Here is a 12,227-nt window from a genome sequence, read left to right as displayed (position 1 = left end):
GCAGGCAGGGCGCCCGATGGATGCGCCGCTTGCCCCCACCCCGGCCCTCCCCCGGGAGGGGAGGGAGAAATTCAGATCGCTCATTCGGGCTGGATGCCGGCCGCCTGGATCAGCTTCTTCCACTTGGCCAGCTCCGACACGGTGAATGCCCCCAGCTCTTCCGGCGTGCTGCCGAACGCATCGAAGCCCAGCTTGCTCACGCGCTCGCGAAAGACCGCGCCGTTCGCCATGTCCGACAGCGCCTTGTTGAGCTTGAGCACGATGTCGCGCGGCGTGCCGGCCGGCGCGAACACGCCGTTCCACGAGGTGATGTCGAAGCCCTTGAGCTCGGGCGTGTCGGCCAGCGGCGGCAGCTCGGGAAAGAGCTTGGTGCGCTCCTGCGTGGTGACCGCGATCGCGCGCATCTTGCCGGCCTTCACCGTCGCGAGCCCCGCGGCGAGATCGACCACCATCATCGACACCTGCCCGCCGATCAGGTCGGCGATCGCCGGCGGCGTGCTCTTGTAGGGCACGTGCAGCATCGGCACGCCGCTCATGCGCGAGAGCGTGGCACCGCTCACGATGCCGGTGCTGTTGCCGCTCGCATAGGTGAGCTTTCCGGGGTGCGCGCGGCCCCAGGCCAGGAGCTCCGCCACGCTTTTCACCGGCAGGTCGTTGTTGACCACCAGCATGAACGGCAGGTTGCCCATGCGGCTGACGGGCGCGAAGTCCTTCACCGGGTCGTAGGGCAGGTGCTTCATCAGGCTCGGATTGGCCGAGTGCGTGGTGTTGGTGGTCATGAAGAGCGTGTAGCCGTCGGGCGGCGCCTTGGCCACCGCCTCCGCGCCGATCACGCCGTTGGCGCCCGCCTTGTTGTCGACGATGACCGAGCCCTTCAGGGCCTCGCCCAGCATCTGGCCCGTGATGCGCGCCACCGCGTCGGTGCCGCTGCCGGCCGCGAAGGGCACGACCAGCCGGATCGGCTGCTTCGGATAGCCGCCGTCCTGCGCAAAGGCCCAGGGCGCGGCGCCTGCAAGGCCCGCCGCTGCGCCGATGGAAATGAAACGGCGGCGGCTTTCCACCGCGACTGTTTCTGTCGCGTTCTTCGTCTGCATGGTTTTGTCTCCGGGTGGTTGTCGTTCAGGGCCGGATCACGCGCTCCGGCAGTTCCTCGTACGGCGGGCTGTAGATCACCAGCACGCGCACCGGCTCGTCGCTCACCACCGTGAAGGTGTGCATCGCGTCGGCCGGGAAAAAGCAGCTGTCGCCGGGGTGCAGCTCCTGCCGCTGGCCGCCCACCTCGGCGACCGCGCGGCCTTCGAGCATGTAGCAGACCTGCTCGATGCCAGGGTGCGCATGCGGCAGCGCACCCTTTCCCTTCTGGATGTGGCCCACCAGCACCTCGAGCTGCTTCGCGCCCACGGTCTCGGGGCCGATCAGGCGCTTGTTCAGGGTGCCCGTGTGGTTGGCGGGGTGGTAGCCGGCGATGTCGGCTTCGCGGATGAAGTAGCGAGAGGCGGTGGTCGTGGTCATCGGGGGGTCTCAGTCTTGGGTTCGATCGCGAGGCAGGCCGAGCGCAGCATCGCCGCGATCTCCTCGATGCGCGGCTCCATGCGGTAGCGCGGGCCGGCGACCGAGATCGCATAGGCCTCGCCACCGATGCGCAGCGGCCACGCGAGGCCGATCAGGTCGGGAATGCTTTCGCCGAGGTTGCCGTACCAGCCGCGCGTGGCGGAGCGCTGGAGCTCGGCCTCGATGGCGTCGGGGGTGGTGAGGGTGGCGTCGGTCAGCGGCAGCAGCGCCATGCCGCCAAGAAGCGCGCGGCGCGCCTCGGGTGCGAGCGTGGAAAGCAGCGCGCGGCCCAGCGAATTGGCATACGCCGGCCGCGTCTCGCCCGACTCGGCCGTGTAGCGGATGCGCTGCGGCGCGCTCAGCACGTCGAGGTACACCACCTGGCTCGCATCGCGGAACTTGCCGAACACCACGGTCTCGCGGGCGGCGTCGCGCAGTTCTTCCAGCGTGGCCCTCACCCGGTCGAGCACCGGGTCGTGCGCGGCGATGACCTGCGCCATCGCGAGCAGCCGGCCCGTCGGGTAGTAGCCCTGGCGGCGGCCGGTCTCGTACATGTAGCCCTGCTCTTCGAGCGTGCGGATGAGCCCGAGGCAACTGGACACCGGCATGTCGAGCAGCCGCGCCATCTCGGACAGCGCCAGCGGCTGCTTCTCCCGGGCGAAGAGCTCGACGATCTCGATCACGCGAAACGCTGTTTTCACAACCATGAATAAATTTTCTCGTATGTGAAAAACAAAAGCGTCAGGGTTTCCCCTTCGTTCGCCTCCTTTCAGCGAGACCGTCTGCGGCGCATCGCGTCAGTAGCCGCGCTCGGGATCGACGATGCCGTTGATCGGCTGCCCGGCTTCCATCGCGCGAATCTTTCCGGCGATCTGCGCGATGGACTCCTCTCGCAGCGTGCGCGCCGAGCCGTGCGGGGTCACGGTGATCTTCGGGTGGCGCCAGAAGGCGTGGTCGGCCGGCAGCGGCTCGACCTGGAACACGTCGAGCGTCGCGCCCGCGAGTTCGCAGGCGTCCAGCATCGGAATGAGGTCGTCCTCGACCAGGTGCCCGCCCCGCGCGATGCTGATGAGGTAGCCCCCGGGCTTCAGCTTGCCCAGCGTCTTGCGGTTCAGGATGCCGCGCGTGGCGTCGGTCAGCGGCAGCAGGTTGACCAGCACGCGCGTGGATGCGAGGAAGTCGTCGAACTGCGCCTCGCCGCTGAACACCTGCACGCCGTCGATGGCCTTGGGCGAGCGGCTCCAGCCGAGCACCGGGAACTCGAACTGCGCGACCGCCTTGGCCACGCGTTCGCCCAGCACGCCGAGCCCCATGATCCCGACCGGAAAGTCGCGCCGCAGCTTCGGCTTGCGATAGCTCCACTTGCCTTCGCGCGCATCCGCTTCGTACACGTCGAACTCGCGGAAGTGGCGGATGAGCGTGTGGCACACGTACTCGGCCATCTGCACCGACATGCCCGCATCGTCGAGCCGCACGATGCGCGTGTGCGCGGGCACCTTGAGCTTGAGCAGCGCATCGACGCCCGCGCCGATGTTGAAGAGGCCGCGCAGCCCGGGCTGCTCGTCGAGGAATTCCTGCGGCGGCGCCCACACCACGGCATGGTCGGCTTGCGGTGCGCCGGGCTTCCAGGCTTCGATGACGGCATCGGGGAGTTCGGCCTTGAGGCCTTCGATCCAGGGGTCTGGGCGGTTGTCGGTGAGGTAGACGGTGATTCGCATGGGGACGAATCTTAGTGACGCCGCTGACGCGGCGCGCATGGATGGCTATGCTCGAACACCACCTCACACCCCCACCCCTCAGGAGACTCCCATGATCAAAGTCAGCGTGATGTACCCCTATACGGCCGACGCCCGCTTCGACCACGCCTACTACCGCGACAAGCACATGCCGCTCCTGAAGGCCCGCATGGGCGACGCCTGCCTCTCGTACACCGTCGACAAGGGCCTGGCGGGCGGCGCCCCCGGATCGCCCCCTACCTACGTCGGCATGTGCCACGTGTTCTGCGAATCGGTCGAGTCCTTCCAGGCCGCGTTCGGCCCGCATGCCAAGGAAATCCTGGGCGACGTCAGGAACTACACCGACATCGCCCCGGTCATGCAGATCAGCGAAGTGGTGGTGGGCTGATCGCCCACCGCCCTTTCCCTCCGCTTCGTTACGCCGCCTTCGCGCGGCGGCGGCGCCACACCAGCCGCACCAGCCACACGAGCGGCAACCCCACCAGCAGCAACCACGGCAACACCGCCGCCAGGAAGGTGATGAGCACGCCCACGCTCTCCGCCAGCACCGAGCCGGCTTCGCGCAGCGCCCGCATCATCGGGTTGTAGCTGCGGCCGCTCTGCACCAGCGTGCGGCTCGGCGTGAACTGGATCTGGATGTGCTGCTTGCTCGTTTGCTGCTCCAGCACCTTGCGCTGGGTGGCGATGGCGTCCAGCTCGGCCTGCGTGTCCGACAGCGTGCGCTGGATCGCCAGCAGGTCGGCCATGGTGCGCTTTGTGACGGTGTCGCGCAGCATCAGCCGCAGGCTGTCGCGGAACTCGATGCGGTTCTTGATGCGCGCCTCGACGTCGATCACCTCGGCCGTCTTGTCCTCGCTCGTGGTGTTCTGCGACACCACCTTGGCCACGCCCGCCAGGCCGCTCAGCAGCTTGTCGACATCGGCCGGCGCCACGCGCATCTCCAGCATGGCGTTGCCGGGCTGCTGCGGCGTCTCGCGCAGCAGCGACGACGACAGCAGCTCGCATTGCAGCGTGCCGCAGAGGTCGCGCACCTTGCCCCAGGCGTCGGCCAGTTGCTCGGGCGGCACCTCGACGTTCAGGTCCTGGCGCACCGCGAGATAGCGCTGCAGCGGCGCCTCCTGGGCCTGGCCGGCATCGGCCGCCTGCTCCGCCTGCGGTGCACCGCGCGAGCGCTCCTTCATCGCCATGCCGCCCGCAAAGCCTGCAGGCGCAGATGCAGGGGCCGGCGGCGGCGCCGGCGCGTCGAGCGAAGCGACTTCGCCGCGGTTGCAACCGGCCAGTGCGAGCGCGGCCACCAGCGCAAGGGTGGCGAAGCCCGCACGGCGGCGTGCAAGGCGAGGCGAAGCGGAGAGCGTGCGATGCGTCATGGAAAGATCCCTTGAAATGATGACTACCGCAGCTGATACGGGCGAGCCCCCGAAACGGGGTTGACGAAATTCGCGGAAAGTCCCGCGACGCCCATCAGGCGGCGGCGGCCATCCGCAGCAGTTCGTCGCCCTCGGCCACCTGCTCGCCGGGCGAGAACATCAGTTCCTCGACCGTGCCGTCGGCAGGCGCTGCGATGGTGTGCTCCATTTTCATGGCCTCCATCACGGCCAGCGGCTGGCCGCGGCTGACCTTGTCGCCCGCCTTCACCGCGAAGGACACGACCTTGCCGGGCATCGGCGCGGTGAGCCGGCCACCTTCGGACTGCGTATCGCCCGCGTGGGCGAGGCGGTCGATGGCGGTGATCTTCGTGGCGCCCTTGGCGGCGAACACGTGGGCCGTGGCGCCGTCCAGGTGCACGTCGAGCGTCTGGCGCGAACCGGCGAACTCGACCTCGAACTCGCCCGTGGGGAACTGGCCGATGACCAGCGGACCGGCCGTGCCGCCGGCTTCGAGCCAGAGGCCGCCATCGCGCTTGTAGGTCAGCACGGCCGCCTGCTCGGCGCCGCGGAACTCGAAGTCGAAGTGCCGCCGGTATTCACCCAGCGCGCGCCAGCCGTCGCGGCGGGCAAAGGGGTCGGGCATCTTCGCGGGCCACTCGGTGACCAGCGTGCGCGTGATCGCGGCGGCAGCCGCCAAGGGCAGGCCCAGCGCCTCGCGGTCGAACAGCACCGCGCGCTCGCGCTCGATCAGCGCGGTGTCCAGGTTCGCTTTCGAGAACGACTCGGTCGCCAGGATGCCGCGCAGGAACTGCACGTTGGTCGCCACGCCCACGATCTGCACCTGCGCGAGCGCGGCGTCGAGCCGGGCCAGCGCCTCGGCGCGCGTGCTGCCGTGCACGATCAGCTTGGCGATCATCGAGTCGTAGAACGGCGAGATCTCGCCGCCCTCGCGCACGCCGTCGTCGATGCGCACGCGGCTGCGCTGGAAGGCCGTGGCCTGCGGCTTGCGGTACACGCGCAGCGTGCCGGTGGCGGGCAGGAAGTTGTTGTCGGGGTTCTCGGCGCAGATGCGCGCTTCGATCGCATGGCCGTGGATCTGCAGGTCCGCTTGCTTGGCAGGCAGCGTCTCGCCGGAGGCCACGCGCAGTTGCCACTCCACCAGGTCGAGGCCGGTGATCGCTTCGGTCACCGGGTGCTCCACCTGCAGGCGCGTGTTCATCTCCATGAAGAAGAAGTTCATCTCGCCGCCTTCGCGCTGCTCGACGATGAACTCCACCGTACCTGCACCCACGTAGTTGACCGCGCGCGCAGCGGCCACGGCCGCATCACCCATTTCCTTGCGCATCTCCTCGGTCATGCCGGGCGCGGGCGCTTCTTCCAGCACCTTCTGGTGGCGGCGCTGCACCGAGCAGTCGCGCTCGAAGAGGTAGACATAGTTGCCGTGCGTATCGCCGAACACCTGGATCTCGATGTGGCGAGGGCGCTGCACGTATTTCTCGATCAGCACCGCGTCGTCGCCGAAGCTGTTGATGGCTTCGCGCTTGCACGAGGCGAGCGCCGCCTCGAAGTCGGCAGCCTTGTCGACCGCGCGCATGCCCTTGCCGCCGCCGCCCGCGCTCGCCTTGATGAGCACCGGGTAACCGATGCGGTCGGCCTCGCGCTGCAGCAGCGCCGGATCCTGGTCGTGGCCGTGGTAGCCGGGCACCAGCGGCACGCCGGCCTTTTCCATCAGTTGCTTCGACTCGGCTTTCAGGCCCATTGCCTTGATCGCCGAAGGCGGCGGGCCGATGAAGACCAGCCCCGCGTCGGCGCAGGCCTGCGCGAACTCCTCGTTCTCGCTCAGGAAACCGTAGCCGGGGTGCACCGCCTCGGCGCCCGTGGCCTTGGCGGCTTCGAGGATCCGCTCCCAGCGCAGGTAGCTTTCCTTGGGCGCGTTGCCGCCGATGTGCACCGATTCGTCGCAGGCGCGCACGTGGTTGGCATGCGCGTCGGCGTCGGAATACACGGCGACCGTGCGGATGGCCATGCGGCGTGCGGTTGCTGCAACACGGCAGGCGATCTCGCCACGGTTGGCGATGAGGATCTTCTTAAACATTCGGAGTGTCTCCCGGAGGATTCTTTTTCAGTTGAAACGCAGGCACGACGCCCGGATCGGGTCGGCCGCTGAAGATGCGGGCCACGCGGCTGAACAGAGCGCGCAAGAAACGCCAGCTCTTGCGGATGAGCCACACGCTGAGCACCAGCACGACGACGAACAGCACGAGAAAGACGAGCGGATGCGCCACCGCGAGCCACAGCCCGGCCGGCACCATCGTGTCTTCGACCAGCGAGGCGCCCACGTTCGAGAACGGCTCGGGCGAGGTGTTGATGGCCGCGCGCGTCGTGGCCTTGGCCGCGTGCGCGGTGGCCGCGAAGCTGCCGCCGAGCAGCGCGGCGACGATGGCCATCACGCCATGGTCCGCGCCGAACACGCTGGCCGCGAGCGCGGCGCCTGCGGGGATGCGGATCGCGGTGTGCACCACGTCCCAGAGCGAATCCAGCCCCGGGATCTTGTCGGCGAAGAACTCGATGAACACCATGAAGCCGCTGGCTGCGATTACCACCGGATGCGCCAGCAGTTGCAGGCCGCTGGGCAGCGGCACCCAGCCGAAGTAGCCGACGACGCCGGTCAGCAGCACGACGAGGTACAGGCGCACGCCGCTGGCCCAGCCGATGGCGGCGGCCAGGGCGAGCAGTTGGGGCATGTCGAGGCTGGTGTTCATGGCGCGGCCTTTCTCAGTCGAATTCGATCGTGCCGGCTTCCATGGAAGCCACGAGGTCGGCGAGCCAGGCCTCAACGCTGGCGTGCTCTACGGGGCGGTCTTCGTCCGCTTTCCAGAAGGCGATGAGCTGCCCGGGCTGTCCGCCGCCTTCGGCGTCGATGTCCACGCACAGATAGCTCCCGCCGCCGTTCGACAGGAAGGGCACCCAGCCGCGCCGCCAGGTGGCGGGGTCTTCGAAGTCGGTGCCGATCATTTCGTCCAGCATCTCCTTCGTGTCGGCGATGTCCTCGAGCGCGCTGAACATGCGGTTGTCCCGCAGGCTGTCGAAGCTGCTGTTCGGCTGGCCGTCGCGCCAGCGGTAGAGCGCGCGAAAGGCCTCGGGCAGCTTCAGCGAGAACTTCGCTTCGAAGGCGTCGAGCGCCGCATCGCTCACGCCGGGCTGTAGCGCCGCGTGGTAGTCCGCGCGGTTCGCGGCCAGCCAGGCGTCCATGCGTTCGATGAGGGCGTGGTGCGGCATGCGCGTCAGGCCTTCGCCTCGAGCCACGAGGGCTTGCGCTTCTGCAGGAAGGCCTGCACGCCCTCGCGGCCTTCGTCGCTCGCGCGGATGTCGGCAATGCCTTCGACCGTCTTCGCGATCAGCGCATCGTCGATCTCGCGGCCGTCCACGTCCGCAATCAGTTGCTTGCAGGCGCGCACGGCGGCCGGGCTCGCGCCGGTCAGCGCCTTCAACAGTTCATCGACCTTGGCGTCCAGCGCATCGGCGGCCACCACTTCATGCACGAAGCCGATGCGGTGCGCCTCGCCGGCGGTGAAGCGCTCGGCCGTGAGGAAGTAGCGCTGCGAGGCGCGCGTGCCCATCGCGCGCAGCACGTAAGGGCTGATGGTTGCCGGCACGAGGCCGATCTTGACTTCGCTCAGGCAATACCAGGCGGTGTCCACGCTCACCGCCATGTCGCAGGCCGCGACGAGGCCCATGCCGCCCGCGTACACATCGCCCTGCACGCGCGCGATGGTCGGCTTGGGGCACTCGGCGATGGTGCGCAGCATGGCTGCCAGCTTGCCCGCATCGGCGATGTTCTCGCCCCGCGTGTAGTCGGCCATGCGGCGCATCCAGTTGAGATTGGCGCCTGCGCAGAAGGCCGGGCCATTCGCGCCGAGCACGATGGCTTTCACCTGCGGCGCGGCGCCGGCTTCGGAGAAGGCCTCGGTCAGCTCGGCGATCACGACGTCGTCGAAAGCGTTTCGTGCGTCGGGCTGGTCGAGCCAGATGCGGGCGACGGCGCCCTCGATGGAAAGATCGAGTTTGGTGAAGGTGCTGCTCATGCCGTGCCCCGCCTCACATCCGGAAGATGCCGAACTTCGGCTCGGGGATCGGCGCATTGCGCGATGCGGCCAGGCCCAGTGCGAGCACGCGGCGCGTGTCGGCCGGGTCGATGATGCCGTCGTCCCACAACCGCGCAGTCGCGTAGTAAGGGTGGCCCTGGTCTTCGTACTGCTGGCGGATCGGCGCCTTGAAGGCTTCTTCCTCGTCCTTGCTCCAGCTGCCGCCCTTGAGCTCGATGCCGTCGCGCTTGACCGTGGCCAGCACGCTCGCGGCCTGCTCGCCGCCCATCACGCTGATGCGCGCGTTGGGCCACATCCAGAGGAAGCGCGGGCTGTACGCACGGCCGCACATGCCGTAGTTGCCGGCGCCGAAACTGCCGCCGATGATGATCGTGAACTTGGGCACGTTGGCGGTGGCCACGGCCGTCACCATCTTGGCGCCGTGGCGCGCGATGCCTTCGTTCTCGTACTTGCGGCCCACCATGAAGCCGGTGATGTTCTGCAGGAACACCAGCGGGATCTTGCGGTGGCAGCACAGCTCGATGAAGTGCGCGCCCTTCTGCGCCGACTCGCTGAACAGGATGCCGTTGTTGGCGATGATGCCCACGGGCATGCCCTCGATCTCCGCGAAGCCGCAGACCAGCGTGGCGCCGAAGCGGGCCTTGAACTCGTGGAATTCGCTGCCGTCGACGATGCGCGCGATGATCTCGCGCACGTCGAAGGGCTTGCGGGTGTCGGTGGGAATCACGCCGTAGAGCTCTTCGCGGGGGAACTGAGGAGGCACCACCCCACCCGTTCGGGCCGCGCTTGTCGAAGTGCTTGCGGCGGCCGGTGAGCTGGCTTCGACAGGCTCAGCCCGAACGGTGGACGGGGTAGCGGACCGGCGGTTCAGATTCGCCACCGCCGAACGCGCGAGCGCCAGCGCATGCAGGTCGTTCTGCGCGAGGTGATCGACCACGCCCGACAGGCGCGTGTGCACGTCGCCGCCACCGAGGTCTTCGGCCGTCACGACCTCGCCCGTGGCAGCCTTCACCAGCGGCGGGCCGCCCAGGAAGATGGTGCCCTGGTTCTTCACGATGATCGATTCGTCGCTCATCGCCGGCACGTACGCGCCGCCTGCCGTGCACGAGCCCATGACCACCGCGATCTGCGGAATGCCCTGGGCGCTCATGTTGGCCTGGTTGTAGAAGATGCGGCCGAAGTGGTCGCGGTCGGGGAACACCTCGTCCTGGTTCGGAAGGTTCGCGCCGCCCGAGTCGACCAGGTAGATGCAGGGCAGGCGGTTCTGCTCGGCGACTTCCTGCGCGCGCAGGTGCTTCTTCACCGTCATCGGGTAGTAGGTGCCGCCCTTCACCGTCGCGTCGTTGCAGACGATCATGCAGTCCACACCGTTCACGCGGCCGATGCCGGTGATGATGCCGGCGCCGGGCGCCGATTCGGCCCCCTTGGCATCGAGGTACATCGCATGCGCGGCCAGCGGCGCGATTTCGAGGAACGGCGTGCCCGGGTCGAGCAGCTCGGCCACGCGGTCGCGCGGCAGCAGCTTGCCGCGCGCGGTGTGCTTGGCGCGTGCGGCCTCGCCGCCGCCTTGCTCCACTTTCGCGAACTGCGCGTGCAGGTCATCGACCAATGCGCGCATGGCCGCGGCGTTGGCCTGGAAGTCGGCCGAGCGGGCGTTGAGTTTGGTTTCGAGTTTGCTCATGCTGTCTTTTCTTGCGTGAGACCGAGCTGCTCGGTCATGGCATCGCGGATCTTGAATTTCTGGATCTTGCCGGTCACCGTCATCGGGAACTCGGTGACGAACTGGATGTATTTCGGCACCTTGTAGTGCGCGATCTGGCCCTTGCAGAAGTCGCGGATCTCGGTGTCGGTCGCGGCCTGGCCGGGCTTGACGATGATCCAAGCGCAGAGTTCTTCACCGTACTTCTTGTCCGGCAGGCCCACCACCTGCACGTCCTGCACCTTCGGGTGGCGGTACAGGAACTCTTCGATCTCGCGCGGGTAGATGTTCTCGCCGCCGCGGATCACCAGGTCCTTGATGCGGCCGACGATGTTCACGTAGCCCTCGGCGTCCATGGTGGCGAGGTCGCCGGTGTGCATCCAGCGCTCGGCGTCGATGGCTTCGCGCGTCTTCGGCTCGTCTTCCCAGTAGCCGTGCATCACCGAGTAGCCGCGCGTGCAGAGTTCGCCCGACTTGCCGATGGGCATGAGCGCGCCGGTCTCCGGATCGATGATCTTCACTTCCAGGTGCGGCTGCACCGTGCCGACGGTGGACACGCGCTTGTCCAGCGGCGTGTCGGTGCTGCTCTGGCAGCTCACCGGGCTGGTCTCGGTCATGCCGTACGCGATGGTGATTTCGCCCAGGTGCATCTCGTTCACCACGCGCTTCATCACCTCGATGGGGCACGGCGAGCCGGCCATGATGCCGGTGCGCAGCGTGGAAAGGTCGAACTCCTTGAAGCGCGGATGGTCGAGCTCGGCGATGAACATCGTGGGCACGCCATGCAGGCCCGTGCACTTCTCGGCCTGCACGGTCTCCAGCACCGTGAGCGGGTCGAAGCCGTCGTTCGGATACACGATCGCCGAGCCGTGCGTGAGGCAGGCCAGGTTGCCCAGCACCATGCCGAAGCAGTGGTACAGCGGCACCGGAATGCAGAGCTTGTCGATGGGTGAGAGCTTCATGCACTCGCCGATGAAGAAGCCGTTGTTCAGGATGTTGCGATGCGTGAGCGTCGCGCCCTTCGGAAAGCCCGTGGTGCCGCTGGTGAACTGGATGTTGATGGGGTCGGTGGCCTTCAGCGTCTTCTGGACCTGCGCCACGCGCGGGTCGGACGCGTCGCCGCTCGCGAGCAACTGGCTGAAGCGCTGCATGCCGGGCTCTTGCACATCGGCAGCGGCCTTTCCGTCGATCCAGAAGGTGCGCTGCAGTTGCGGCAGGCGCCTGGGGCCCAGCTCGCGCAGCATGCCCAGGTAATCGCTCGTCTTGAACTGCGACATCGTCACCAGTACCTTGCAGCCGACCTTGTTGAGCGCGTATTCGAGCTCGGAGGTGCGGTAGGCCGGGTTGATGTTCACGAGGATCAGGCCGACCTTGGCGGTGGCGATCTGCATCAGCACCCAGGGCGCGTTGTTGTGCGACCAGATGCCGACGCGGTCGCCGGGCACGAGGCCCAGGTTCAGGAGCGCGCTCGCGAGGCGGTTCGATTCGGCCTGCAGTTCGCGGTAGGTGAAGCGCTTGCCTTCGTGGCGGCTGATGAGGGCTTCGCGGTCGGGTTGCCTCGCGACCATGTCGTCGAAGAAGTCGCCGATGGTCTGCTCGATCAGCGGGACGTCGGTGGTGCCCTTGCCGTAGCTCTCGGTCAACGCAGCAGTCATGTTCAGGTCCTTGTCTCTTTTGTCTTGCTCCTTCCCCTTCCGGGGGAAGGTTGGGATGGGGGCAAGCGGCATTTGTCAGGCGCTGTGCTTCATCGATTGCCGCGAGCCCCCCC

General features: G+C 67.8%; 12 protein-coding genes. 1 reads left to right on the top strand and 11 read right to left on the bottom strand.

What is annotated here, in order from left to right; genetic code table 11:
* Positions 1 to 80: 80 nt before the first annotated feature.
* The 4 genes from RT97_RS27455 to RT97_RS27440 form a co-directional block, all read right to left on the bottom strand.
* Positions 81 to 1,094 (bottom strand): Bug family tripartite tricarboxylate transporter substrate binding protein, encoded by a 1,014-nt coding sequence (locus tag RT97_RS27455; protein WP_042582033.1) that lies wholly within the window; start codon positions 1,092 to 1,094, stop codon positions 81 to 83.
* A 25-nt stretch (positions 1,095 to 1,119) separates the two neighbouring features.
* Entirely contained in the window at positions 1,120 to 1,512 is a 393-nt protein-coding gene (locus tag RT97_RS27450) for a cupin domain-containing protein (protein WP_042582032.1), read from the bottom strand.
* Positions 1,509 to 2,258 carry an IclR family transcriptional regulator gene (locus RT97_RS27445; RefSeq protein ID WP_042582031.1) on the bottom strand — a complete coding sequence of 250 codons (750 nt, stop codon included), beginning with the start codon at positions 2,256 to 2,258 and terminating at the stop codon, positions 1,509 to 1,511. Before RT97_RS27445 ends, RT97_RS27450 begins: the two co-directional genes overlap by 4 nt.
* A gap of 90 nt (positions 2,259 to 2,348) precedes the next feature.
* Positions 2,349 to 3,269: a 2-hydroxyacid dehydrogenase gene (locus RT97_RS27440; RefSeq protein WP_042582030.1), complete on the bottom strand. Its 921-nt coding sequence runs from the start codon at positions 3,267 to 3,269 to the stop codon at positions 2,349 to 2,351.
* A 91-nt stretch (positions 3,270 to 3,360) separates the two neighbouring features.
* On the opposite strand from RT97_RS27440, the gene RT97_RS27435 reads away from it, so the two are divergent.
* A complete protein-coding gene (locus RT97_RS27435) occupies positions 3,361 to 3,675 on the top strand; it encodes an EthD family reductase (RefSeq protein WP_042582029.1) in 315 nt (104 codons plus the stop codon).
* Positions 3,676 to 3,703: 28 nt separating this feature from the next.
* Here RT97_RS27435 and RT97_RS27430 read toward each other — a convergent pair whose 3' ends face one another.
* The 7 genes from RT97_RS27430 to RT97_RS27400 all read right to left on the bottom strand — a co-directional run bounded on the left by RT97_RS27430 (position 3,704) and on the right by RT97_RS27400 (position 12,114).
* On the bottom strand, positions 3,704 to 4,654 hold the full coding sequence (locus RT97_RS27430) for a DUF4349 domain-containing protein (RefSeq protein ID WP_042582028.1): 951 nt from the start codon (positions 4,652 to 4,654) through the stop codon (positions 3,704 to 3,706).
* A gap of 94 nt (positions 4,655 to 4,748) precedes the next feature.
* Positions 4,749 to 6,749, bottom strand: a complete 2,001-nt coding sequence (locus RT97_RS27425; RefSeq protein ID WP_042582027.1) for an acetyl-CoA carboxylase biotin carboxylase subunit — start codon at positions 6,747 to 6,749, stop codon at positions 4,749 to 4,751.
* Positions 6,742 to 7,416, bottom strand: coding sequence for a DUF4126 domain-containing protein (locus tag RT97_RS27420; RefSeq protein WP_042582026.1), 675 nt, complete (start codon positions 7,414 to 7,416; stop codon positions 6,742 to 6,744). Before RT97_RS27420 ends, RT97_RS27425 begins: the two co-directional genes overlap by 8 nt.
* 13 nt (positions 7,417 to 7,429) lie before the next feature.
* Positions 7,430 to 7,933: an SMI1/KNR4 family protein gene (locus tag RT97_RS27415; protein ID WP_042582025.1), complete on the bottom strand. Its 504-nt coding sequence runs from the start codon at positions 7,931 to 7,933 to the stop codon at positions 7,430 to 7,432.
* A 5-nt stretch (positions 7,934 to 7,938) separates the two neighbouring features.
* Entirely contained in the window at positions 7,939 to 8,739 is an 801-nt protein-coding gene (locus tag RT97_RS27410; RefSeq protein ID WP_042582024.1) for an enoyl-CoA hydratase/isomerase family protein, read from the bottom strand.
* A 13-nt stretch (positions 8,740 to 8,752) separates the two neighbouring features.
* Positions 8,753 to 10,441: a carboxyl transferase domain-containing protein gene (locus RT97_RS27405; RefSeq protein WP_042582023.1), complete on the bottom strand. Its 1,689-nt coding sequence runs from the start codon at positions 10,439 to 10,441 to the stop codon at positions 8,753 to 8,755.
* Entirely contained in the window at positions 10,438 to 12,114 is a 1,677-nt protein-coding gene (locus RT97_RS27400) for an AMP-binding protein (RefSeq protein WP_042582022.1), read from the bottom strand. Before RT97_RS27400 ends, RT97_RS27405 begins: the two co-directional genes overlap by 4 nt.
* Positions 12,115 to 12,227 lie beyond the last annotated feature (113 nt).

It is taken from the genome of Variovorax paradoxus (assembly GCF_000834655.1).
Classification (GTDB): Bacteria; Pseudomonadota; Gammaproteobacteria; order Burkholderiales; family Burkholderiaceae_C; genus Variovorax; species Variovorax paradoxus_F.
The sequence above is the reverse complement of the archived record's forward strand: the minus strand, read 5'-3'. Positions and strand labels throughout refer to the sequence as shown.

Bases quoted from the DNA above. Each gene is read 5' to 3' on its own strand.
- RT97_RS27440 (WP_042582030.1), bottom strand. From the start codon at position 3,269: ATGCGAATCACCGTCTACCTCACCGACAACCGCCCAGACCCCTGGATC.
- RT97_RS27420 (WP_042582026.1), bottom strand. From the start codon at position 7,416: ATGAACACCAGCCTCGACATGCCCCAACTGCTCGCCCTGGCCGCCGCC.
- RT97_RS27445 (WP_042582031.1), bottom strand. From the start codon at position 2,258: ATGGTTGTGAAAACAGCGTTTCGCGTGATCGAGATCGTCGAGCTCTTC.
- RT97_RS27415 (WP_042582025.1), bottom strand. From the start codon at position 7,933: ATGCCGCACCACGCCCTCATCGAACGCATGGACGCCTGGCTGGCCGCG.
- RT97_RS27405 (WP_042582023.1), bottom strand. From the start codon at position 10,441: ATGAGCAAACTCGAAACCAAACTCAACGCCCGCTCGGCCGACTTCCAG.
- RT97_RS27425 (WP_042582027.1), bottom strand. From the start codon at position 6,749: ATGTTTAAGAAGATCCTCATCGCCAACCGTGGCGAGATCGCCTGCCGT.
- RT97_RS27430 (WP_042582028.1), bottom strand. From the start codon at position 4,654: ATGACGCATCGCACGCTCTCCGCTTCGCCTCGCCTTGCACGCCGCCGT.
- RT97_RS27450 (WP_042582032.1), bottom strand. From the start codon at position 1,512: ATGACCACGACCACCGCCTCTCGCTACTTCATCCGCGAAGCCGACATC.
- RT97_RS27435 (WP_042582029.1), top strand. From the start codon at position 3,361: ATGATCAAAGTCAGCGTGATGTACCCCTATACGGCCGACGCCCGCTTC.
- RT97_RS27400 (WP_042582022.1), bottom strand. From the start codon at position 12,114: ATGACTGCTGCGTTGACCGAGAGCTACGGCAAGGGCACCACCGACGTC.
- RT97_RS27455 (WP_042582033.1), bottom strand. From the start codon at position 1,094: ATGCAGACGAAGAACGCGACAGAAACAGTCGCGGTGGAAAGCCGCCGC.
- RT97_RS27410 (WP_042582024.1), bottom strand. From the start codon at position 8,739: ATGAGCAGCACCTTCACCAAACTCGATCTTTCCATCGAGGGCGCCGTC.